Here is a 22921-nt window from a genome sequence, read left to right as displayed (position 1 = left end):
CACTCGGCGGAAGCAATCGGGAAGTCCCCGTGGTCATGCTGCCAGCATAGGATCCCACCGGTGACAGTTGGGGCCCAAGCGCGAGGACCATGTCAGACTCTTACCATGCGACCGCTCGATCTGGCCTACCCCTTCACCGGGCGGTGGCTCGTGCGCAACAGCCCGACCTCGCGCGTTCCCAGCCACGGCACCGCACTCTTTGCAACCTCGCACGCGATCGATTTTGTTCCGGTTTACTCGGGTCACCGCACGGTACGGTTTTCGCTGCGCTCACTCTTTTTGCCCGAACCCGCGACGCGCTTCCCCGGTTTTGGCCGAGCGATTCTCAGCCCCGTGGAGGGTACCGTGGTGAGCGTGCACGATGGCGAGGACGATCACGATGCGTACCGGGGATTTCCCTCAGTGGGATTTGCACTTTCTCAACGACGGCGCATATCCCAGGGGTGGCATGCGCTCACCGGGAACCACATCATGATCCAGTCGGCCGACGGCGTGATCGCACTCTGTCACCTACGACTCGGCAGCATCACCGTGAAAGCGGGACAGCACGTGGGCGTTGGCGATCGCCTCGCGGAGTGTGGAAACTCCGGCAATTCCACCGAACCCCACCTTCACCTCCAGGCGATGGATTCCGCGGATCCCCTCAGTGCGCGCGCACTCCCGCTCACCTTCACCGGTCTCGTTCAACCCACCGGCGCGGTTGTCGAGGTGTCGTGATGTGCGCGAGAAAAGACTCAGAACCAGATCTGGACGCGCCTAGGCAACGCGTACATGCTCATCACCAATGATGAACTCCGCCGAGAACTCTCTGCCGACCGCTTCAAGATATCGGCGGATGGTTCGGGCTCGGGCGTTGTCGAGCTCTCCATGTTCAATCTTCGACACCTGGCGCTGACCGACCCCAATCCGCGAGGCACGCTCCGCCTGGGTGAGCCCCGCTCTCACCCGCAGCTCACGGGGATATCGATGGTAGTGACCATCGTTTGCAGGTGCACGTGCCCACCGGTCAGCCCGTTTCCTTTCGCCGAGATGGCCCGGATTTCCGTGAGTGGAGCCTCAAGTACGCGATGCTCCAGCAGAGTCTTGTAGCGAAAGAAGACGCGCTCGGGCGTACGCACAATGGGCCCCCAGTAGCTTTTGGGTTGCTCTCGTGACATCCTCCGCGATCGACGCGTTGGTACCCGTTATAGAGAAGATAGGCTCGTCGGCACGAACCAGTTCCTGCGCGGCCTCGATGTGCGGCTTATTACCAAGTCTGGCGATCTTGAATCTGGCCAGCGCATCATGCGTGTCCGATCGCATGGGGCAATACTACGGGGATCGTTAGCCATGCTGAAACCCCCGATTCACTACCCTCTTCCTCCGCACCGCGAGGCAGAGGGCCACTGCCCTGGGCGACAGCAAGAACGAGATCGCATCGGCCGGGTTTTGCTATTTCGCCGCCGACGCCTCGCGTGAAATCTCCTTCGCCACGACCTCACCACCGCTGGTCAGCAGCGCGCGCCGCCACGGCAGGGTTCCCTCGATCTCGATCTGGATCGACATGCTCAGGATGGTTCGGATGATCACGATGAGGCCCAGCACGGCCGCGTCCTCAAGCGACGGCGCGGACAGCGTGTGGATGATATCCGCCGCCACAAAAACCTCGAGGCCCAGCAGGATCGATCCCCCGATCGTGGTGCGCAGCGTCTGGAAGGCGGCCGTACCCCCGGCACCACGACGCAGTGCTCGCGTGGCCAGCACGGCGGCAATCACGAACCCGACCACCACCACACAGACACCGATGAATTCAATAACCATGACGACGACTTCGAACAGCGGCTCAGTGATCATGAGCACAGTATAGGGGTCATATCGTTGCGGTCCTCACCGCGACAAACGTAAGATCGGCACTTCCGCTGACGCCGCGGACCGAAGCGCGCGCCACAGTTTATGAAGCGCTCCCGCACGATCCGTACGCCGCAGCGCGGGCATGGTGCAGCACCTCGCGCGCCGCACCGGAGGCGGTAGTTCGCTCCCTCAGCCGGAGTGGTCTGCCAGTGCCTCGACCGCTCCGGAAACGACCTGCCAGCGGCCATCGACGACTCGCCACTCTCGATGCCACGTGAGTCGCACGCCTACGGTTTCCTCCCCAACGCGAAGCACCGCATTGGCGACGGTTTTTGTGCGTGCTCCCTCGTCAGTCTCCGTTGCGTCACGGCTGAGCACGTCAATCTTCTCGAACGAGGTGGCCCCGGTGCGGTGGGCCTCAAGGTCGGCCTGCTTGGTCAGAATGGCACCGTCCGGGCCAATGAACGTCAACTGGTCGGAGATGAGCCGGTCGAGCGCCACAAGGTCGCTCGTTCGCATCGCATCGAGCAGTTCCGTTTCGGTGTCGTCGATTGTCCGGCCTGCACGGTCTCGCGTACTCATGAGCCGAGATTATCACGCATCACCGGTATGGCCCCGGCGTCCGCCCGGAAACCGAGAAAGCGATCAACAGAGGCCCACAGTGGGAGCTGGAGCGCCCACCGCCACAGATCACGAACGCTCACGCACCGAGCACTCGCAGGGACGAGAGACCTCTCGCCCGCGAGGAACTCAGGTCAGCGAGCGCGTTGGCACCGCGGGCAGAAGTGCGATCCCCGGTTCATGAAGCTCTCCCGCACGATCTCCCCGCCGCAGCGCGGGCACGCCTTGCCCTGCTGGCCGTAGGCGTTCAGCGAGTGGGCGAAGTAGCCCGAGTTGCCGTTGACGTTTACATACTGCGCGTCAAAGCTTGTGCCGCCCTCGGCGAGGGCGCGGCGCAGCACACCGCGTACCTGCTCCAGGAGGTCGCGGCGGCGCGTGAGCGGGATGCCTGCGGCCTGGCGGTCATAGTGCAGACGGGCAGCCCACAGGGCCTCGTCTGCGTAAATGTTTCCGATACCGCTGATCAGCGTCTGATCCAGCAGCGCGCGCTTGATACCGGTGCGGCGGCGGGCCAGGCCGGCGAAGAAGGCGCGGTCATCGAAGTGTGGGTCCAGCGGATCGCGGGCGATGTGGGCCGCGGTGCGTGGAATCCACGCACCGGGTTCAAGCGCTCCCCCGAAGCCCGCGGGCCGGGCGTCCGCGGTAGGAACAAGCGAGTCGATCATCATGCCGCCGAACAGGCGCTGATCCACGAAGTTGAGCCACAGCTCGCCGTGTTCGGGATGCTCCAGGGTCAGCCGAATCCGGGTGAGCTTATCGTCGCGTCCGGGCTCGCGCAGCAGCATCTGCCCGCTCATCCCGAGGTGGGCGGCGAGGACATCGCCACCGGCGAGCACGTCCCCGCTTGCGAGCCCGTCTCCGCCTGCCAGCACATCACCGCCGGACAGGACATCGCCGCCAACCGAGGAATCGGCCGGCACGTCCGCTTCAGTCGAGGATCCCGCCAGCGGGAACCACAGGTATTTCCCGCGCCGCACGGCACCGCGAAGCCGGGCACCGGTGAGCAGGGTGGCAAAGTCGCCGCGGACCGGATCGTGTCGCTTGAGCGCACGCTGATCTAGCACCTCCACACCGGAGATGACCGCACCGGTCACCGCGGGCTCCAGGCCCGCGCGCACCACCTCAACCTCGGGCAGCTCGGGCACGCTACGCCTTGTTCAGGTTGGTCCAGGCCTCCAGCGCCGCAGCCATCTCGGCCTGCTTCTTGCTGGTGCCCGATCCGGTTGCGCTGACCAGGGTGCCCACGATCACGGTCGCGGTGAAGACGCGGTTGTGGTCGGGACCGGTCGAGGTCATCTCGTAGCGCGGTGGTTCCTGCTGGCGCGCGGCGGCAATCTCCTGCAGCGCGGTCTTCGGGTCGTGCGCGGCGCTCATCCGCTCGGGATCGGCCAGCAGCGGGCGGATCAGACGCAGAACGAGCGCCTCGGCCACCTCGATGCCCTGATCCAGGTAGACGGCACCAAAAATCGCCTCCATGGTGTCGGCAAGGATCGAGGATTTATCGCGACCCCCGGTGCGCTCCTCGCCGCGACCCAGCTTGATGAAACGCCCCAGGCCCAGCTCGCGCGCCACCTTGGACAGCGCGACCTCGGACACCACGGCCGAACGCATCTTCGCGAGCTCCCCCTCGGAGTGATCGGGGTACTCGCGGTACAGCTCGGCCGTCATCGACAGGCCCAGCACCGAATCGCCCAGGAATTCCAGACGTTCGTTATGCGGGGCACCACCGTGCTCGTAGGCGTACGAGCGGTGGGTCAGGGCAAGATCAAGAATCTCCGGCTTAACCGAGACACCGAGGATCGCTTCGAGCGATCCTCGGTGTACCCGAGAGCCTGAATCCTTCACGGAGTCAGTCACAAAAAACCGGCTTAGACGTCGGCGACCTTGCGGCCCTTGTACTCCAGGAACAGCGGGGTTCCGGCGGAGTCGGTGACAACCTTGGCCTGGTGCGGCAGGCTGTAGGTAACCTTGCCGTTTTCAACGGTCTTCACGAGTGCGGGGGCCTGAGCCTTCCACTGCGAACGACGGGAGTTGGTGTTGGAGCGCGACATCTTCCGCTTGGGAACAGCCATGACTTATCTCTCTTCTGTGTTTCCGGCGTCCGGAGTGCCGGCGCCCTGGTCTGGGGAAAACTCCGCGAGCGCGGCCCAACGAGGGTCAACGATTTTACGGGGTTCATAGTCCGGAATATCTGCCAGACGCTCGCCAGTCTCGGGATCGAGACCGGGGCAGTCTGGCCGGCAAACCGGCTGAAACGGCAGTGACAAAACCACTGCATCTCTGATCAGAGGTTCAAGATCCACGTGGTCATCGTGAACCTCATGTTCGGAGGCTTCATCACTAGAGTACGCGAAAAGCTCGGCAAATTCGACTTCGACAGGCTCAGTGAACTCATCCAGGCATCGTCCGCACTCGCCGACGGCCTCGGTTTCGACCTGCGCCGTCACATAAATACCCTCGTGAACGGACTCGAGTCGGACCTGAACACTCAGCTCTTTCCCGGCCGGAACCACCATCAAACCCTCACCGAACTGCTCCGGTAGGGCGAGGGTGATTTCCTGCTCCCGCATTTCTCCGGGACGACCGTGAAGGTCTCGAACATTGACCGCAAGCGGTCCTTTTTTCACGTATCTCACGTCAGGAAGTCTACAGGCTGAACCCCCCGATGGGATCCCGGTTCGCCCCGGGCTTCCTGGATGCGGTGTCCGCCGGACCTCCGCGGCCCGATCCGGGTCACGGATGAAGGATCCGGCACCTCCATGCTCGGAATGTTAGAACGGCTCGCTCCGTGCCCGGCGAATTTTGATGACGCGTCCCCCATTCGGCGTGTCGCGACCGTGCGATGCGCACCGAAACCCGAGTGAGCGGCGTGCGGCCACCTCGAGCGGCTCCTAGGAGCTCGCTGGAAGCTCCCGAGTCAACGAGGAGACGATCTCCGCCGCCGGAGCCACCCGCACGCCCTCGAAGCCCGCACCGGCCCACAGGTGCAGCTGCTCGGGGTCGGCCTGGGCCGCCGCCTGGGCACGCACCCCCGCGGTGAGAAAGTGCAGCGCCGGATACATGGTGGGTGCCTGGTCGGAAAACGCCTCGGTGAAACGATTACTCACGGCACGGGCCGTTCGCCCGGTAAAGGCGCGGGTGAGGACCGTGGCGCGATGGCGCAGATCGTGTAGGGCCGCCAGGTGGGCGGGCTTGGTGCCCGCCTCGGTCGCCCCCAGGAACAGGGTGCCGACCTGAGCGGCGGTCGCGCCGGCCGCCAGAATGTCCCGCACGTCCGCGGCGTCGGCGATCCCGCCGCCGGCAAAAATCGGCTGATCGGACCGGGACCGGGCATAGCGGATGAGCTCGCGCAGGTCCTGATCGTCGGCGTCCTCCCCGTCGATCCCGAGCACGGTGGCGCGATGCCCACCCGCGCGCGGACCCTGGATGCTCAGCACATCCGCCCCGGTCTCGCGCACGGCATCGATGCCCTCGCGTGAGGTTGCCCCCAGCACGACCCGCTTGCCCGCCGATTGGAGGCGCTCGATGATCGCCGGATCCGGGTATCCAAACGTGAACGACACAAACGCCGCCTCGCTGGCCAGGGCGATACGGACCTTCTCGGCGTAGTGATCGTCGGAGCGCTGCGGGGTCTCGGGCAGGAGGACCGGATCGATCCCACCCCCGGCCAACAGCTGTTCACGGTAGGCCGCATAGACGGCCGGGTCGATGCCCGGGTCGGCCTCGTTCGGGGTGAAGATGTTGATGCCGAAGCGGCGCCCGCCCAGCTGTTCCAGCTGCGCACTCAGCGCGTCCGGGCTCAGGTAACCTGCGGCCACAAAACCCAGCCCACCGGCATCGGCCACCGCGGACACCAGCGCCGGGGTACTCGGGCCGCCGGCCATCGGCGCGGCAACGATCGGAACCGAGAATCCCAGCTGGGTCAGTGCGGCGGACATCGTGGCCTCCGGCTATCGGACGTCAACCGCGTGCGGGGCCGTCAGGAAGCGCGCCACGGCGTCGGGCACGTACGGCGCGATATCGCCCCCGAGGGCCGAGACCTGCCGGACCAGCGAGCTGGACACGTGCGCGTGCGCGGGGTTGGGCAGCATAAACACGGTTTCGACCCCGGCAAGGTTGCGGTTGACGATCGCCATCGGCGTCTCATAGGCCACGTCGATCTGCGAGCGAATGCCCTTCACCAGCACCTGCGCGCCCACATCGGTCACATAGTCAACCAACAGGCCCATGCTCCAGGACGCCACCACGATATTGGTGGGGGCACCGGCCTCGGCCAGCGAGGTTTCAATCAGGGACACCCGCTGGGCGATCGGCAGCAGCGCCGTCTTGCCAGGGTTATGGACAACCAGCACGTGGACCTCGTCGTAGAGGCCCGCCGCACGGATAATCACATCCAGGTGCCCGAGGGTAACGGGGTCAAAGGATCCGGGGACAACGGCAATCCGCTTCATGACTTCACCCTATCGAACACCCCTCCCCCAAACACCAGTAACCATCAGCGAACTCTCAGATGTCGCACTGTGTTTCCTCGGGCCTCGAACCGTTACGGCTAGTTTTTGGCGAGGGCGGCGCGGGCCGCGGCATCCACCTGGCGATCCAGCGCCTCGCGCAGCAGCGGCTGATCGGTCAGCTCGGGATCGGTGCCCACCAGCAGGTCGGCATCCTCGCGGGCGCGCTGAATAATCTCGGCATCATCCACCACGCGCAGCAGCTTGAGCGAGGAGCGGCCGCCCGACTGCACGCTGCCGAGCACGTCGCCCTCGCGGCGCAGTTCGAGGTCGATGCGGGCCAGCTCGAAGCCGTCCTGAGTGGAGGCCACGGCCTCGACCCGCTCGCGGGCCGTGGTTTCCTGCGGAGCGGCGGTGACCAGGAGGCAGAGTCCGGGAAGTCCGCCTCGGCCGACGCGTCCGCGCAGCTGGTGCAGCTGGGAGACGCCGAAACGGTCGGCATCAAGAACGACCATGGTGGAGGCGTTCGCCACATCCACACCCACCTCGATGACCGTGGTGGCCACCAGCACGTGGATCTCCCCCGCCTGGAACGCCCGCATGGTGGCGTCCTTCTCATCGCCGCTCATTCGGCCGTGCAGCGGTTCGATGCGCAGGCCCGCGAGCGCCGGGGTCTGGCGCAGCTCGGCGAGCACGGTCTCCACCGCGGCGCGGGGACGCGGCGGTCCCTCGCCCGGGGCGGGCTCGGGGGTCGGCTCGGGTTCGGCGCTCTGCCGCGATCCGCGACCGCCGGTGGTGGGTACCGCGTGAACGTCCTCGGACACCCGCATCGGCGCGCGCCGACCGGTTTTGGCGGGGGCCGTCTCGGGCGCGGGAGCGGGTTCGGCGGCCGGATCGGGATCAATCGCCGGACACACCACAAAGGCCTGCCGTCCGCGGGCGACCTCCTCCCCCATCCGCTCCCAGACCCGGCCCATCCAGCCCGGGCGATCCGCCAGCGGCACCACAAACGACTCGATCGGCTGCCGTCCGGCGGGCAGCTGCGCGATCGTGGACACGTCGAGGTCACCAAACACGGTCATCGCGACCGTGCGCGGGATCGGGGTGGCGGTCAGCACCAGCGTGTGCGGCGGACGATGGCCCTTCTCGCGCAGGGTCTCGCGCTGATCCACACCGAAGCGGTGCTGCTCGTCCACCACCACGAGGCCCAGGTCAAAGAAGTGCACGTTATCGGAGAGCAGCGCGTGGGTGCCGATGACGATCTTGGCCGCCCCCGACACAACCCGCAGCAGGGCCTTCTTCCGCTCGGACTGCGGCATCGACCCGGTCAGCAGTGTGGGCATCAGCTCGGCCGAGAGATCGGGACCGAGTGAGTTCACGATCGAGCGCAGGTGCTGCGCCGCCAGCACCTCGGTGGGTGCCAGCAGGGCCGACTGACCCCCGGAATCGGCCACCGCGAGCATCGCCCGCAGCGCCACCAGGGTCTTACCGGAGCCCACCTCACCCTGCACCAGACGGTTCATCGGGGCCACCTGGGCGAGGTCGTGTTCGATCTCCCCGGCGACGGTCTGCTGATCCTCGGTGAGCGAGAACGGCAGGCCCGCGTCGAGCCGGTCACGGTATCCGCCCGGGGTCGCCTGGCGGATCGTGGTGGGGTGCACGCGGGCACGAGCCCGCTGCTGGAGGAGCGCCGCCTGGAGCAGGAACGCCTCACGATAGCGCAGTGTGTGCCGGGCCTGCTTCCAGTCGGCGTCCTGTTCGGGACGGTGAATCAGCTCGACGGCCTTGCGATAGGAGAGCAGCCGTTCACGCTCGCGCACCGATGCGGGCACCGCGTCCTCGAGCGGCGGTAGCGCGTCCAGGACCACCTCGATGGCCTTGGCGACCTGCCAGCTGGCCACCGTCGCGGTGGCCGGATAGATCGGAATGGGCTGGTTTGCCCAGCGGTTCGCGCTGGCATCCCCGGCATCCAGGGCGCGCTCGGCCGGGTCGAAGAGCTCATAGTCGGGATGGGCGAGCTGACGCGTCCCGCGATAGTCACCGACCTTACCCGCGAAGATCCCGCGGGCACCGGGCACCAGGTCTTTCGCCCGCCAGGCCTGGTTGAAGAAGGTGAGGACCAGGACGCCGCGCCCATCGGTGATCTTGACCTCAAGAATCGACCCACGACGCGCCCGCATCGTGCGCTCACGCACCTCCACCACATCGGCGACGATGGTGATCGACTCGCCCAGCGGCAGGCTGTCCATCGCGGTCAGCTCGCCGCGCTTGGCGTAGCGGCGCGGATAGTGGCTGAGGAGGTCCGAGACGGTGTGCACGTCAAAGGCGCGCTCGAACGCGGCGGCCGTGCGGCCACCCAGAACCCCGTCGAGGCGGGCGTCAACGGCGGAGACACTCATGACCCCAGTCTATGGCGAGCCGCCGACACCGACGGACGACGGGCTCACCGGACCGCTAAACTTGCCGGGTGACTCGTATCGTTTCCGGCCGCGCCGGCTCCCTGGCCCTCAAGGTTCCCTCCGCGGGCACCCGTCCCACCAGCGACCGCGTGCGCGAAGCTCTGTTCTCGGCGCTGGAATCCCGCGGCTACCTGGAGGATGCCCACGTCCTGGACCTGTTTGCCGGATCCGGTGCGCTGGCGCTCGAGTCGATCAGTCGCGGGGCCGCGAGCGCGGTGCTGGTGGAAAAGGCCGCCTCGGCCGCCAAGATCTGCACCCAGAATGCCAAGGCGCTGACTCAGGCGCTCGGCCGGGCCGACATCCGCGTCGTGGTGCGCGGGGCCCAGCCATTCGTGGATGAGGGTTCCGAGGACTACGATCTGGTCTTCATCGACCCGCCCTATGACTACACCGAGGACGAGCTCACCGCGCTGCTCGCCGCCCTGCCGCGCCGCCTCCGGGAGGACGCCCTGGTGGTGGTTGAGCGCTCCACTCGCTCCCCCGAGCCCACCTGGCCCGCGGGCCTTGAGCGTTTCGTGCAGAAGAAGTACGGCGAAACCACCGTGTGGTGGGCCGAACCCACGCGCTAAGCCCCGCACGGAGAGCGAGAAACGCGGAGAACTAGACGCTGGTCAGTTCGCGCGTGGGCGCATCAAATCGTGCACCCTGGGTGCGCGCGCCGATACTCGCCATGCAGAGAATCAGTGCCGCGGCCACCACGGGCAGGATGAACGGGTGCACGGCGTGGGTGGACATTTCCGCACAGGTCACCACGATCCCGCCGACCAGGGCCGAGAGGCCGGCCGCTACTCCGCGCCGAACAGCCATCCGATGCCGTCGGAGCGAGGCCCAGGCGGCGTACCCGGCGAGGAAGGCGGCGATTCCGGTAATCGCGCCCACGAGGGCTCCACCCGAGGTATCCCAGTGGGTCAGCAGACGGGCCGGATCGGGCAGCGCAACCAGAACGGCCCCCAGGCAGGCCCCACACACCATCGCAATGAGGCTCGCGGCAATGATTCGTGTTGCGGACATGTTCCCCCGAATTCTGTCCCGCCGATTGTCCGGCGCGGCCGGTGTCATCTCCACCAAAATACCGTATGTAATGTGTGATGGCTAGCCGGACCGGCTCACGGCGATGCCTAGCCGAGCTGTCCGTCCCAGGCCGTGTAGGGGTCCCAGCCGAGCTTCCCGGTCAACGGGGCACCGTCGCGCAGGACCCCCGCGCCCGCCCGCACCACGCCGATCGCCCGGAACGGTTCGGGCAAGGTCGAGGAGACGGGGAATGTGGCCAACAGTGCGTGGTCCTCACCGCCGCGCAGTGCCCGCTCCAGGTTGGGTTCGGCGGCGAAGGCGGCGGAGTTCAGGTCCAGGGCCACGCCACTGGCGCGGGCGATCCGGGAGGCATCCAGGGCCAGACCGTCGGAGACGTCCATCATCGAGGTGGCACCGGCCAGCGCCGCCTCGATACCCGCAGGGATCGGCGGGTTCGGCGTGAGCTGGGCGGCGACCAGCTCGGGTTCCCGGGCACGGAGCGCGGCGGTCGCCTCCGCGTTGGGGGCCCCAGCGGCATCCACCCCCTCGGCAAACAGGAGGTCGAGCCCGTGGGCGGCGCGCCCGGCATCTCCGGCCAGGGCAATGACGTCTCCGACCCGAGCACCCGAGCGCAGGACCGGCGCGCGATCCTCCAGGTCACCAAACGCGGTGATGGCGATGGTAAACGTGTCCGAGACCGAGAGATCCCCGCCCACCACGGCGCAGCCCGGCGCGAGCCGCGCACAGGCCGCGGTCAGCCCGTCGGCGAGCTCCTCCAGGGCGGTGAGCTCGGTGTCGGCGGTGGCCGCCAGGGCAATCACCAGTCCGGTGGGACGCGCACCCATCGCATACACATCGGCGAGGTTGGTGACCGCGGCCTTCCATCCCAGCTCAAACGGGGTGTGCCAGGCCCAGCGGAAATCCGGGCCGTGGATCATCATGTCCGTGGTGACCACGTAACGATCCCCGCGCTGAATCATGACCGCGGCATCGTCCCCGGGGCCCACCTCGGCCCCCCGTGCGGCGGCATAGCGCGGCAGCAGACGGTCAAGGATTTCGGCCTCACTGGCATCGCGAACGCGGCGTGGAACGGAGGAGGCGGGAGTTTCGGGCATGCACCAACGCTATCGGGTCCGTGCCGGGCGAGCTGAACGGCGCGGCGAAGGTTCCACGGTAACCTGGAGGGACCATGTCTGTCGCCTCTCGCTCCGTGCTCACCCTACTCGCCGTGGGCCTTGCCGCGCTCACCCTCACCGGCTGCGTGCAGGAGGTCCCGATGGAGCCCGCCGCGGATGCCAACAACCCGCACTGCGCCGATATCACCGTGACCCTGCCGGATAAGCTGGCCGGCCTGGACAAACGTCGCACCAATGCGCAGGCCACCGGTGCCTGGGGCGATCCCGCGGCCGTGCTGCTGCACTGCGGGGTGACCCCTCCCGGCCCGACCACCGACCGCTGCGTCACCGTGGATGGCGTGGACTGGGTCTTTGACGACTCCCAGGAAAAGGAAGAACTCTTCCGCTTCACCACCTACGGTCGGGTACCCGCTGTCGAGGTGTTTATCAGCTCCAACCCCGAAAAGAGTGGCGTCTCGGGCACCGCGGTGCTCTCGGATCTCGGCTCCTCGATCGGGCGTCTCCCCCAGGTCAGCAAGTGCCTGAACGTCAGCGAGGTTCGCTAGCGCGAAAACACGGCCCTCAAAGCTAGTGGCGGCGGTACTAGAGACCTACCGCCCCGAACCGGGCAGACGGTGCCCCTAGAAACCTACCGCCCCGAACCGAACAGGCGACGCCAGAGTCCCGAGCCCGGCTTGACCGAGCCCGTGCCGAGCGGCGCAATCTCGCCGGTTTCCCCGTGCTCGCTCTGCGGCTCATCCGAGGCGGTGGTGAGGTGCGGGGCGATGTCGCGCGGGTCCATGGTGCCCTCAATGACCCGCTTAACCTGCTGCACGATCGGCATTTCCACGCCACTCGCGGCGGCGATTTCCAGCACCGGGGCGACCGAGGCGAGGCCCTCGGCGGTCTGCTGCATCTGCTTTACCACGGAGGCCAGCGAGTAGCCCTGGCCGAGCAGGCGTCCGGCGGTGTTGTTGCGCGAGAGGGGGCTCTGGCAGGTGGCGATCAGGTCACCGAGGCCGGCCAGGCCGGACAGGGTTTCCGCGTGGGCGCCCTGGGCCACGGCGAAGTCGGTCATCTCAACCAGGCCGCGGGTGATGATCGACGCCTTGGTGTTCTCGCCGTAGCCCACACCGTCCACGATGCCGATGGCCACCGCGATGAGGTTCTTCAAAACCCCGCCAAACTCGGTCCCGATCACGTCGGTGTTCACAAACGTGCGGAAGTAGCGGTTGCGCGCGAGCAGCGCGACCTCCTGCGCGGTCTCCAGCGAGACCGAGGAGATGACCGCGGCGGTGGGCTGTTCCTTGGCGATCTCCATCGCCAGGTTGGGCCCGCTGGCCACGGCCACACGCTCGGGCTCGATTTCCAGGCACTGTTCGATGACCTGACTCATCCGCAGACCGGTCTGCTTTTCCACGCCCTTCATCAGCGACACCACGATGGTGTCGCGTCCGAGCAGCGGCTTGATCGCGGTCAGGTTATCTCGCAGCGCCTGCGAGGGCACGGCGATAAACACCACGGCCGCACCGGTGATGGCGGCCTTGAGATCCGAGGTGGCACGCAGGTTCGGCGGAAGGGTCACGCCGGGCAGATACTCGGCGTTTCGGTGTTCGCGATCGATGGCCGCGGCGGCCTCGGCGCGCCTCGCCCACATGTACACATCCGCCCCGCTGTCGGCGAGGATCTTCGCAAACGTGGTTCCCCAGCTTCCCGTGCCCAGCACGGCTACTCGGGTGGGGGCGGTGGTACTACGCTTCGTCAAAACGACCGGTCTCCGTCTGATTGTGTTTGCTCGGGTCCCAGCGTTCGGCCGGGGCTTGTTCATCCCGCAGGGTCTCCAGCAGTTCGGTAACCGCGTCCATAACCTTGTCGGTGGCACCGTGCAGTACGGCCGAGTCCTGCTGCTTGCCCAGGAACTCGTCGAGGTTGACCGGATCACCGATCACAATTTTGATGTTTTTGCGCGGGAACAGCGAGATCTTCTTGCCGTACCGCGGCATGACCTGCTGGGTTCCCCAGTGTGCCATCGGGTACACCGGCAGGTTGTGGGTCAGCGCCATCCGGGCCACGCCGGTCTTGCCACGCATCGGCCACAGGTTCGGTTCGCGGGTCAGCGTACCCTCGGGATAGATGATCACACCCTGCCCGGTTTCCACGAGTTTTCCCGCGGCAGTGATCGGATCGTTGCCGCGGGTAGAGCCCATCCGCTCGACCGGAATCTGACCGGCCGAACGCAGAATCCAGCCGACCACCGGGTTTTTAAAAAGCCCGGCCTTGGCCATAAACCGCGGCGCACGACCGATCTTCCAAACGGCCAGCGCCACCACGATCGGATCAATTTCCGAGTAGTGGTTGGGGGCCAGGATGAACGGGCCCGATCGCGGCAGCTTATAGGCGTCGCGAATATCCAGCCGGAACAGTGGAACCGTCAACGGCTTCACGATCGCCGCGAGCGGCCACAGGAATGAGGGCCGGGACTTCTCCGGCGACTTCTCAAGCTTGCGCCCCTCGGGGTCGCGGTTTACGCGGGTAACGCTGGTCACGAATCTAACCTACGCCTCGAGGGTGAAGTTTGCGCCCAGTGCGGTCAGCTTTTCGAAGAAGTTCTCGTATCCGCGGCTGATGATGCCCACGTTGGACACCCGCGAGGCACCCTCGGCGCTCAGCGCGGCGACCACGTGCGAGAAGCCTCCCCGCAGGTCGGGGACCGCAATGTCCGCGGCGCGCAGGGCCGACGGACCCGAGATAACGGCGGAGTGCTGGAAGTTGCGCTGACCGAAGCGGCAGGCCTGCGAACCGAGGCATTCGCGGTGCACCTGAATGGTGGCGCCCATCTCGATCAGGGCGTCGACAAAGCCGAAGCGCTGCTCGTATACGGTCTCGTGCACGATCGACACACCGGTGGCCTTGGTCAGCGCCACGACGAGCGGCTGCTGCCAGTCGGTCATGAAGCCGGGGTGCACATCGGTCTCGATGATGACCGGGTTCAGCGGGGTACCCGGGTGACGGAAACGGATGCCATCATCCTGAATCTCGAACACGCCACCCACCTTGCGGAAGACGTTGAGGAAGGTGCCCATCTCGGCCTGCTTGGCGCCGGCCACGAAAATGTCACCCTCGGTGGCCAGGGCGGCGGCGGCCCAGCTGGCGGCCTCGTTGCGGTCGAACAGCGCGCGGTGGGTGTACCCCTCCAGGCGGTCCACACCCTCGATGCGGATCACCCGGTCGGTGTCCACGGAGATGACCGCACCCATCTTCTGCAGGATGTTGATCAGGTCCATGATCTCGGGCTCGATCGCCGCACCGCGCAGCTCGGTGGTGCCCTGGGCACGCACCGCGGTCAGCAGCACCTGCTCGGTGGCACCAACGCTGGGGTAGGGCAGCTCAACCTTGGTGCCACGCAGACGCTGCGGGGCCGAGAGGCGGATGCCGCTGGGCAGCTTCTCAACGATTGCACCAAACTGGCGCAGCACGTCGAGGTGGAAGTCGATCGGACGGTCGCCGATACGGCAGCCACCCAGGTCGGGGATGAAGGCCTCGCCCAGGCGGTGCAGCAGCGGTCCACAGAACAGGATCGGGATCCGGCTGGAACCGGCGTGCGCGTTGATCTCGGCGAAGTGAGCGGACTCGACCGCCGACGGGTCGAGGATGAGCTCGCCATCCTCGTCCCCGTCGGTGATCTTCACACCGTGGGCGCCCAGCAGTCCGCGAACCACCCGAACATCGGAGATCTTCGGAACGTCGCGCAGCGTGGACGGGGTCTCCCCCAGCAGGGCCGCAACCATCGCCTTGGTGACAAGGTTCTTCGCGCCGCGCACCTGAACACGACCGTTCAGCGGCGTACCGCCGGTGATCGTGATGGTGTCGGCGGCCATGCCAACGCTTGCGCCGGCTCGTGCGGCATCCTGAAGCAGTGAGTTCACCCGGTGTGTCCGTCTATTCTGTGGGCGCTCCCGAGGGAGCGGGGATCGGCAGCGTCTTCGGTCGCCAGGAAGCCCTGGTTTCCTCAAACGTCGAAATCTGAGTTTCGTTGCGCAGGGTCAGGCCGATGTCGTCCAGACCCTCACGCAGTCTCCACCTAGTGTAATCATCAACCTCGAAGGGAACGGTCAGCGCGCCGACGGTGGCCGTTTTCGCTTCCAGATCAACCGTCATGTTAATGCCGGGGGTTTCCTCCAGGATGGCCCAGATTGCCTCCAGGTCCTCCTCGGAGATGACGGCGGCCAACAGCCCCTGCTTGCCCGAGTTTCCGCGGAAAATGTCCGCAAAGCGGGGGCTCAGCACCACCTTGAAGCCGAAGTCACGCAGCGCCCAGACGGCGTGCTCACGGCTGGATCCGGTCCCGAAATCGGCGCCCGCGACGAGGATTTCTGCGCCCAAGTAGGGCTCCTGGTTCAGCACAAACTCGGGGTCGGTGCGCCAGCCCGCGAACAGGGCGTCCTCGAAGCCGGTCTTGGTGACGCGCTTGAGGTAGACGGCGGGGATGATCTGGTCGGTATCAACGTTGGAGCGCTTCAGCGGAGCGGCGATCCCGGTGACGGTTTCAAACTTATCCATGGGGATACTCCTTACTTAGCGACGGCCAGATCGGCCAGGTCGGAGGGGCTGGACAGGGTGCCGCGAATCGCGGTGGCGGCGGCCACCAGCGGGGACACCAGGTGGGTGCGGCCACCCTTACCCTGACGGCCCTCGAAGTTACGGTTGGAGGTCGATGCGCAGCGCTCGCCCGGAGCCAGCTGGTCCGGGTTCATGCCCAGGCACATCGAACAGCCGGCGAAGCGCCACTCGGCACCAAATTCCTTGATGACCTTGTCCAGGCCCTCGGCTTCGGCTTCGATGCGCACGCGGGCAGATCCGGGGACCACCATGACGCGCACGCCCTCGGCCTTCTTCTGGCCCTTGATGATCGAGGCGAAGGCGCGCAGGTCTTCGATCCGCGAGTTGGTGCAGGAACCCATGAACACGGCGTCCACCGGAACCTCCTTGAGCGGGGTTCCGGCGGTCAGGTCCATGTACTCCAGCGCACGCTCGGCGGCGGCACGCTCGTTGGGGTCGGCGAAGTCGGCGGGGTTGGGAACCGGGTCACTCAGCGAGGCACCCTGGCCGGGGTTTGTTCCCCAGGTCACGAAGGGCTCCAGGGTGTCGGCGTCGAGGAAAACCTCGGCATCATACACGGCACCCTCATCGCTCGGCAGGGTCTTCCAGTAGGCCACGGCCTCGTCCCAGTCGGCACCCTTGGGGGCGTGAACGCGACCCTCCAGGTAGTCGAAGGTGGTCTGGTCGGGAGCGACCATACCGGCGCGAGCACCGGCCTCGATCGACATGTTGCAGATGGTCATGCGACCCTCCATCGACAGCGCACGAATCGCGCTGCCGCGGAACTCCAGGACGTAGCCCTGGCCGCCGCCGGTGCCGATCTTGGTGATGATCGCCAGCACGATGTCCTTGGCGGTCACGCCAGGGCGCAGGGTGCCCTCGACGTTGATCGCCATGGTCTTGAAGGGCTTCAGCGGCAGCGTCTGGGTGGCCATGACGTGCTCCACCTCGCTGGTACCGATACCAAACGCCATGGCACCGAAGGCGCCGTGGGTCGAGGTGTGCGAGTCGCCACATACGACGGTGATGCCGGGCATGGTCAGACCCAGCTGCGGACCCACAACGTGCACGATTCCCTGCTCGATGTCACCCAGCGAGTGCAGGCGCACCCCGAACTCGGCGCAGTTCTTACGCAGGGTTTCGATCTGGGTGCGGCTGGTGAGGTCGGCGATGGGCTTGTCGATCGCCCAGGTCGGGGTGTTGTGGTCCTCGGTGGCGATGGTCAGGTCGGGGCGACGCAGCTGACGCCCGGCCACGCGCAGACCGTCGAAGGCCTGGGGGCTGGTGACCTCGTGCACCAGGTGCAGGTCGATGTAGATCAGGTCGGGGGTGCCGTCCTCACCCTTGGCGACGAGGTGGTCATCCCAGACCTTCTCGGCCAGGGTACGGGGTTTGGTTGAGGTGCTCATTGTGGGGTGCTTTCGCTTGGGAACTACTGTGGGGTGACCGGAGGGCGACGATGCGACTCCGCGACGAGGGTTCCGATTCTGCTAAACCTCGTCGCGGCGACGAAGCAGGAGACCGGTGGTGGGGACGGTGATCAACAAATTAGCCACGGGACACCAGCCGAATCGTATCGGCGAGGATCTCCCCCGAGATGCGGCCCGCCGCGTCGGCATCCCGACGCTCGATGGCCCGGACGATACCGTGATGGCCCTCGGTGTGCTCGGCCAGGATGTCATCGCTCAGCTCGAACTCGACCACGTCGGCAAACGCGTCGGCCAGGCGCGAGGCCAGGGCGTCAAACACGTCCACCAGGACGCCGTTTTTGCTGGCGACCAGGATGGCCCGGTGGAAATCGAAGTCGATCGCGACAAACGCGGGCGAGCCGGAGGCATGAGTGTCGCGCTCGCGCAGCAGGGCGTCCAGCGCCTCGACCTCGGCATCGTCGCGGTTCTCGGCGGCCAGGCGGGCGGCGTGGGTTTCCAGCGCGAAGCGGGTGTTCAGCACATCCAACAGCGAAGCTGCAGACAGGCGGCGTTCGAGCGAGGCCAGCGGGGTGCTCGCGGCCACAAACACGCCGGAACCCTGACGACTGACCAGCAGGCCCTCGGCGGCGAGCGCGCGTACGGCCTCACGGATGGTGGTGCGGCCCACGCGGAACGACTCGGTCAGCTCACGCTCGGTGGGCAGCTTGGTTCCGACCTCGAAGGTGCCGGCGGCCAGGGCCTCGCGCAACTGGGTCGCGACGCCGTCGGCCAGAGACGCGCGCGGTGCGGGTTGCAGGGTGCTCGGCATCACGTCTCCTTTCGCCGGTATCTCTCGGGCCGGCTTTGCTTGGGCCGGTTTCTCGGCCACTTCATCAAAGTTGTCTGTTGACCTGTCTAATGTAACTCGATTTGTCCGGGGCGTCGAGCAAGGTGAGCCTTACCCGCCCACCGTCGGTGGCTCCCGCTAGCGTGGAACCATGACCGTTCAGACCGAGACCCCCGCCCGAACCTTCACCGGCCGCGTGTTCATCGCGGCCAGCATCGACGGCTTTATTGCCCGACCCGACGGCGACATTTCCTGGCTCGAGGAGATCACGCTCGCGGCCGAGCATGGCCCCGCGCACTCCGACGAGGGTGCCATCACCGACTACGACGCCTTCATGGCCTCGGTGGATTCCCTGGTGATGGGCCGCGCCACCTATGAGAAGGTCCTCACCTTCGGCTTCTGGCCCTATCCCGACCACCGCGTCATCGTGCTGAGCTCGACTCTGGTCGCGGATGACCCCAACGTCACCGTGGCTCGCGACCTGGACGAGGCGCTGGCGCTCCTTGCGACGGCCGGATCGCGCGGCGTCTATGTGGACGGCGGCGGCGTGATCCGCTCGTTCCTCGCCCGCGACCTCATCGACGAGATCACCATCACCCGCATCCCGGTGGTCCTGGGCTCGGGACTCCCCCTCTTTGGCACGGGCCTTCCCGAGGCACGCCTCGAACACCGCGGCACCGCGGTGGCCGAGAACGGCTTCGTCACGTCGAGCTATCGGGTGCTGAGGTAGGGACTACTGAGTCGAGAATGTCCAGCAACATTGCCACTCACTCCCCCTACGAAGCCGCACGGAATCGACGTAACTCCTGTTTGGCCAACCTAAGAATCATGGCCGACTGCTCGACCTGAGAGAGTTGTGGAATCATGCGTTCGAGCCTAGGCTGGAGACATAGTCCCCCGGCAGAGGCCGCAGTGGGTTTGGAAGCCGCCGTAGATCATCGATCACGGCGGCTTCACCTTTTACCGAAGAAAAATCGGCGTCAGTTCGCGAGTCTCCGCGGCAGCACACGATTCGTTCGTGGTCACGACCGCCATCAGAAAGCACCGAGCGGCGCGATAGTCACGGACCTCGCGAGCAGCCGCGCATCGCACTTCGCGGCACGCAAGCCGGGCCTACTCGCGCCGGGGATCCTGCTCGACGAGGTTACGGAGGTTACTTCTCTGCATGAACCAGTCGGGGTATCGCGGATTAATTGCAGCCAGAACGGCGAGCATGTCGTTGAGTCGATGCAGGGGCTTGACCCCAAGAAAGCTTTCATGGTGTGCAGCGCGATTCCGTTCCAACCGGATGAGGTTGAGCTTACGACCGATGTCCACTCGTGCATCGTCACCGTTCAATCGGGTACCGGCAAAGACTAGGCTCAGTGCCTCGGACCAGAGGTGAATCTGCGGAGCGGGAAACCGTTCGAGTCCAACGATCAGCTGAGTCCACGTTCCAAACATCAGGGTTGAAAGCACATCATCGTGGTTTGGAGTTGTCCCACGCCGTGGATGCCCGATCGGCCGGTTCCGAGATATCTGATCGGCGGAGTTGCGCGCATCGGCAATCTTGCGACCGATAGCACGGTAGAGCGCGTTACCGGCACCACGTTGTTCCGTCCAATCGGGCCCGAGAAGATGGCCTGCCGCAACCTGTTCCTGGTTCCACCGCGACAAACCTCGATCTATGGCGTTTCGCAGGATCACTTCAAAATGTGCCGTGTGCTTGTGAAATTCAGCCGCGACCTCCGCGTTCCACCGATAGAGGCGCACGGCCTCGGTCGGATCATTGTTCATTGCGCGCAGGTACACGGCAAACCGTGGTCTGCCAAGGAGCTCCTCCATCTCTTGTATATCCATAAGCTCTAGCGTAGGTTTGAGATCAGATGTACGGGGCTTGGACCCGTGCGCTTTGTTCGGAAAACCCCTTGCCTCGGCGAGGGGTTTTCTCGTATCTGCGCAAAAATACAGACCGAACTCCAATAAGTGTCTCCGTACATTTCCCGAGAACTATTCTCCCGCCCACACGGTTGCGGACACCGCGGGCATCTGCCGTATCGGTTGCGCGGCCGGGGATCGTGCGGGGCAAACGCTTTACGAAGACCCACAGGCTTCGTAACATTTCTCCCCCGGATGGAATGAAATCGCCAATATCGCGGTTATTTCGAGTCGTAACACCGACTTTTCGACATAATCTGTCATCGGTTGGGCGAGCCTCGTCCCGACCGGGAAAATGGAAAAAATGACCCCCGCAGATATCTCCACCGTTGACGCCGCGGCCGCCCTCGAAGGCTGGCACCGCGCTCGCACCGCCTACGTGACCGGCGCCCACGGCCCGCTCTCGCTGGTGTTCACCCACTGGGGACAGGCCGGGGAAGAGCCCGTAGCCGAGGATGTGGCCCGCGCCGACTGGCCCGCGCACGTCATCTTCAGCCGGCTGCAGCGCGACAACATCGACAACGGCGAGCTTGAGCACGGCTACCGCATCTGGGACACCCAGTCCCCCGCTCAGCAGGCATTCCAGGGCATCGGATCCTACGGGTTCAACCCCGAGTGGATCATCGACGCCGAGTTCGAGTACGTGGACGAGTCCCGCTTCATGCCGTTTGAGCACCTGCGCGACTCCGGTGCCACCCGCGGCCTGCCCGTCTCGGGCGACATCGTGTTCACCCTGAACGGTGTCGAGCACCGCCTGGCCGCGTTCGACGCCGGAGACAAGCTGCAGCTCGTCTTCGCCGACGCCACCAGCCGTACCGACACCTACGCCTCGGGCCGATTCCTGTTCATTCCGCGTCCGGATGTCTCGGCGGATCAGACCCCCGGCACCCGGTTCCCGGTCACCCTGGACTTTAACCACGCGGTGGTTCCGCCCTGTGGATTCTCCAACCAGATGAACTGTCCGCTGCCCCCGGCCAGCAACCGCTTCACCGAGGCCATCACGGCCGGCGAGAAGAAGGTCATCTGGACCGAAGGTTTCTCCCTCTAGCCCCACCCTGGCTCGGCCGATAACTGCCGCGTCCCCCGGGCGCGGCAGCTTTCTGCGCCCACGATTTATCCCCTCCCCATCCTCCACAAGGAGCAATCACCATGTCATCTACCCGACGCCCCCGCCTGTTGGTGGGCCTGGCAGCCCTCGCGATCTCCGCGATTGCGCTGACCGGCTGCTCCAGCAACGCCGGCTCCGGTAACGCCGGATCCGATAAGGACCCGATCAACGTTGGTTCGATCTACGAGCCCACGAGCCTCGACCCGATCAAGGGTGGCTCCTCCGGTATCACCGAGGCCTTCACCGGCAACGTATACGAGGGCCTGTTCCGGATCACCGACGACGCCAAGGTTGAGCCCCTGCTCGCCACCGGCTACAAGGTCTCCGAAGACGGCCTCACCTACACCTTCCCGCTGCGCGATGCGACCTTCCACTCCGGTGACCCGGTCGCCGCCGAGGACGTGGTCTTCAGCCTCAACCGCATCCTGAGCCCCGAGTCGCTTGGTGCCCGCAAGAAGCAGCTCTCGGTCATCGAAAACGTGGTTGCGACCGACCCCAAGACCGTGACCGTGACCCTGTCGAAGAAGTCCTCGAGCTTCGTCTACAACCTCGGCTACGTGTGGATCATCAACCACAAGGCCAAGGACCTCACCAGCACCGAGGACGGCTCGGGTCCCTACACGCTCGCCGACTACCGCAAGGGTTCCTCGATCTCGCTGAGCCCGTACGCCAAGTACTGGGGTGACAAGCCCAAGAACGCCGGGATCGAGTTCCACTACTACACCGACCCCACCGCGCTGAACAACGCTCTGCTGACCGGACAGGTGGATGTCATCACCGGTCTGACCAGCCCGGACGCGCTGCCCCAGTTTGAGAAGTCGGGCAAGTTCAACATCATCGAGGGCACCTCGACCACCAAGGAGCTGCTCGCCTTCAACGACCGGGTTGCCCCGTTCGACAACGTGCAGGTCCGTAAGGCCATCTACTCGGCCATCGACCGCAAGAAGCTCCTGGAGAGCATCTGGGACGGCCGCGGCCAGCTGATCGGTGCGATGGTTCCCCCGTCCGAGCCCGGCTACCTGGATCTCAAGGACAACAACCCCTACGACGTCGACCTGGCCAAGAAGCTGCTGGCCGAGTCCGGTCACGCCGACGGATTCTCCTTCACCCTGGACACCCCGGACTCCGGCGTGCACCCCACCGTCGCCGAGTTCATCAAGGGTGAGCTGGCGAAGATCAACATCGATGTGAAGATCAACCTGATCACCGATGACAAGTGGGCCGAGAAGGTCTACGGCGCTCACGACTTCCAGGCCACCATGCAGGACCACGTGAACGACCGCGACATCTACTTCTACCAGAACCCCGACTTCTACTGGGGCTACAACAACGCCGACGTGCAGAAGTGGCTGGACGAGGCCGAGGCCGCCGCTACTCCCCAGGAGCAGTCCGAGCTGATCGCCAAGGCCAACAAGCAGATCTCCGATGACGCGGCCAGCGTCTGGCTGTACCTCAACCCGCAGCTGCGGGTCGCCGCAAAGGACATCAAGGGTGTGCCGGTCAACGGCATGAACTCGCTGTTCTATGTGAGCAAGATCACCCGCGGCTAGGATTTAC

At 65.8% G+C, this 22921-nt stretch carries 25 protein-coding genes; 6 read left to right on the top strand and 19 right to left on the bottom strand.

Features of this window, described 5'->3' with window-relative positions; translation table 11 throughout:
• Window positions 1-105: 105 nt before the first annotated feature.
• On the top strand, window positions 106-717 hold the full coding sequence (locus M2390_RS04435; protein WP_259177302.1) for a M23 family metallopeptidase: 612 nt from the start codon (window positions 106-108) through the stop codon (window positions 715-717).
• 39 nt (window positions 718-756) lie between these two features.
• Here the strand turns inward: M2390_RS04435 and M2390_RS04430 are convergent, their stop codons facing one another.
• From M2390_RS04430 to M2390_RS04385, 10 genes are all read right to left on the bottom strand, one after another.
• Window positions 757-951, bottom strand: a complete 195-nt coding sequence (locus M2390_RS04430) for a helix-turn-helix domain-containing protein (protein WP_259177381.1) — start codon at window positions 949-951, stop codon at window positions 757-759.
• A gap of 480 nt (window positions 952-1431) precedes the next feature.
• Window positions 1432-1833: a DUF1622 domain-containing protein gene (locus M2390_RS04425; protein WP_259177300.1), complete on the bottom strand. Its 402-nt coding sequence runs from the start codon at window positions 1831-1833 to the stop codon at window positions 1432-1434.
• Window positions 1834-2019: 186 nt separating this feature from the next.
• Window positions 2020-2412, bottom strand: a complete 393-nt coding sequence (locus M2390_RS04420; protein WP_259177298.1) for a nuclear transport factor 2 family protein — start codon at window positions 2410-2412, stop codon at window positions 2020-2022.
• A gap of 173 nt (window positions 2413-2585) precedes the next feature.
• Complete coding sequence (gene mutM / locus M2390_RS04415; protein ID WP_259177297.1) at window positions 2586-3596, bottom strand: bifunctional DNA-formamidopyrimidine glycosylase/DNA-(apurinic or apyrimidinic site) lyase; 1011 nt, start codon at window positions 3594-3596, stop codon at window positions 2586-2588.
• 1 nt (window position 3597) lies between these two features.
• Entirely contained in the window at window positions 3598-4308 is a 711-nt protein-coding gene (gene rnc / locus M2390_RS04410) for a ribonuclease III (protein ID WP_121689042.1), read from the bottom strand.
• A gap of 11 nt (window positions 4309-4319) precedes the next feature.
• Entirely contained in the window at window positions 4320-4523 is a 204-nt protein-coding gene (rpmF, locus tag M2390_RS04405; protein WP_030148676.1) for a 50S ribosomal protein L32, read from the bottom strand.
• Window positions 4524-4526: 3 nt separating this feature from the next.
• Window positions 4527-5021, bottom strand: a complete 495-nt coding sequence (locus tag M2390_RS04400; protein ID WP_051701566.1) for a DUF177 domain-containing protein — start codon at window positions 5019-5021, stop codon at window positions 4527-4529.
• Between the two features lie 321 nt (window positions 5022-5342).
• A complete protein-coding gene (locus M2390_RS04395; RefSeq protein WP_259177294.1) occupies window positions 5343-6389 on the bottom strand; it encodes a nitronate monooxygenase family protein in 1047 nt (348 codons plus the stop codon).
• Between the two features lie 12 nt (window positions 6390-6401).
• Entirely contained in the window at window positions 6402-6902 is a 501-nt protein-coding gene (gene coaD, locus M2390_RS04390) for a pantetheine-phosphate adenylyltransferase (RefSeq protein ID WP_121689044.1), read from the bottom strand.
• Between the two features lie 98 nt (window positions 6903-7000).
• Window positions 7001-9298, bottom strand: coding sequence for an ATP-dependent DNA helicase RecG (locus M2390_RS04385; RefSeq protein ID WP_259177292.1), 2298 nt, complete (start codon window positions 9296-9298; stop codon window positions 7001-7003).
• A 68-nt stretch (window positions 9299-9366) separates the two neighbouring features.
• Between M2390_RS04385 and rsmD the strand changes: the two genes are divergently transcribed.
• Window positions 9367-9927, top strand: a complete 561-nt coding sequence (gene rsmD / locus M2390_RS04380; RefSeq protein ID WP_121689045.1) for a 16S rRNA (guanine(966)-N(2))-methyltransferase RsmD — start codon at window positions 9367-9369, stop codon at window positions 9925-9927.
• Between the two features lie 31 nt (window positions 9928-9958).
• Here the strand turns inward: rsmD and M2390_RS04375 are convergent, their stop codons facing one another.
• The gene (locus tag M2390_RS04375; RefSeq protein ID WP_259177291.1) at window positions 9959-10369 is read right to left on the bottom strand and encodes a hypothetical protein; all 411 of its coding nucleotides are present in this window, start codon (window positions 10367-10369) and stop codon (window positions 9959-9961) included.
• 107 nt (window positions 10370-10476) lie between these two features.
• A complete protein-coding gene (gene thiL / locus M2390_RS04370; RefSeq protein ID WP_259177290.1) occupies window positions 10477-11484 on the bottom strand; it encodes a thiamine-phosphate kinase in 1008 nt (335 codons plus the stop codon).
• Window positions 11485-11558: 74 nt separating this feature from the next.
• Between thiL and M2390_RS04365 the strand changes: the two genes are divergently transcribed.
• Complete coding sequence (locus M2390_RS04365; RefSeq protein WP_259177288.1) at window positions 11559-12050, top strand: DUF3515 domain-containing protein; 492 nt, start codon at window positions 11559-11561, stop codon at window positions 12048-12050.
• An 83-nt stretch (window positions 12051-12133) separates the two neighbouring features.
• Here the strand turns inward: M2390_RS04365 and M2390_RS04360 are convergent, their stop codons facing one another.
• From M2390_RS04360 to M2390_RS04335, 6 genes are all read right to left on the bottom strand, one after another.
• Complete coding sequence (locus tag M2390_RS04360; RefSeq protein WP_396822543.1) at window positions 12134-13210, bottom strand: NAD(P)H-dependent glycerol-3-phosphate dehydrogenase; 1077 nt, start codon at window positions 13208-13210, stop codon at window positions 12134-12136.
• A 25-nt stretch (window positions 13211-13235) separates the two neighbouring features.
• Window positions 13236-14030, bottom strand: coding sequence for a 1-acyl-sn-glycerol-3-phosphate acyltransferase (locus M2390_RS04355; RefSeq protein WP_259177284.1), 795 nt, complete (start codon window positions 14028-14030; stop codon window positions 13236-13238).
• Window positions 14031-14039: 9 nt separating this feature from the next.
• A complete protein-coding gene (murA, locus tag M2390_RS04350; RefSeq protein WP_030148665.1) occupies window positions 14040-15410 on the bottom strand; it encodes a UDP-N-acetylglucosamine 1-carboxyvinyltransferase in 1371 nt (456 codons plus the stop codon).
• A 13-nt stretch (window positions 15411-15423) separates the two neighbouring features.
• Window positions 15424-16044: a 3-isopropylmalate dehydratase small subunit gene (gene leuD / locus M2390_RS04345; RefSeq protein ID WP_030148664.1), complete on the bottom strand. Its 621-nt coding sequence runs from the start codon at window positions 16042-16044 to the stop codon at window positions 15424-15426.
• 11 nt (window positions 16045-16055) lie between these two features.
• Entirely contained in the window at window positions 16056-17492 is a 1437-nt protein-coding gene (gene leuC, locus M2390_RS04340) for a 3-isopropylmalate dehydratase large subunit (RefSeq protein WP_259177282.1), read from the bottom strand.
• Window positions 17493-17631: 139 nt separating this feature from the next.
• A complete protein-coding gene (locus M2390_RS04335; protein ID WP_030149583.1) occupies window positions 17632-18321 on the bottom strand; it encodes a FadR/GntR family transcriptional regulator in 690 nt (229 codons plus the stop codon).
• Window positions 18322-18490: 169 nt separating this feature from the next.
• On the opposite strand from M2390_RS04335, the gene M2390_RS04330 reads away from it, so the two are divergent.
• Entirely contained in the window at window positions 18491-19069 is a 579-nt protein-coding gene (locus M2390_RS04330; protein ID WP_259177278.1) for a dihydrofolate reductase family protein, read from the top strand.
• A gap of 383 nt (window positions 19070-19452) precedes the next feature.
• On the opposite strand, the gene M2390_RS04325 is transcribed toward M2390_RS04330, so the two are convergent.
• On the bottom strand, window positions 19453-20163 hold the full coding sequence (locus M2390_RS04325) for an Abi family protein (protein ID WP_259177276.1): 711 nt from the start codon (window positions 20161-20163) through the stop codon (window positions 19453-19455).
• Window positions 20164-20560: 397 nt separating this feature from the next.
• Here M2390_RS04325 and M2390_RS04320 point away from each other — a divergent pair, with 397 nt between their 5' ends.
• A complete protein-coding gene (locus M2390_RS04320; protein WP_245601266.1) occupies window positions 20561-21304 on the top strand; it encodes a DUF1684 domain-containing protein in 744 nt (247 codons plus the stop codon).
• A 101-nt stretch (window positions 21305-21405) separates the two neighbouring features.
• Window positions 21406-22914: an ABC transporter substrate-binding protein gene (locus tag M2390_RS04315; protein ID WP_259177273.1), complete on the top strand. Its 1509-nt coding sequence runs from the start codon at window positions 21406-21408 to the stop codon at window positions 22912-22914.
• Window positions 22915-22921: the final 7 nt, after the last annotated feature.

It is taken from the genome of Mycetocola sp. BIGb0189, assembly GCF_024810155.1.
Classification (GTDB): Bacteria; Actinomycetota; Actinomycetes; order Actinomycetales; family Microbacteriaceae; genus Mycetocola; species Mycetocola lacteus.
The sequence above is the reverse complement of the archived record's forward strand: the minus strand, read 5'-3'. Positions and strand labels throughout refer to the sequence as shown.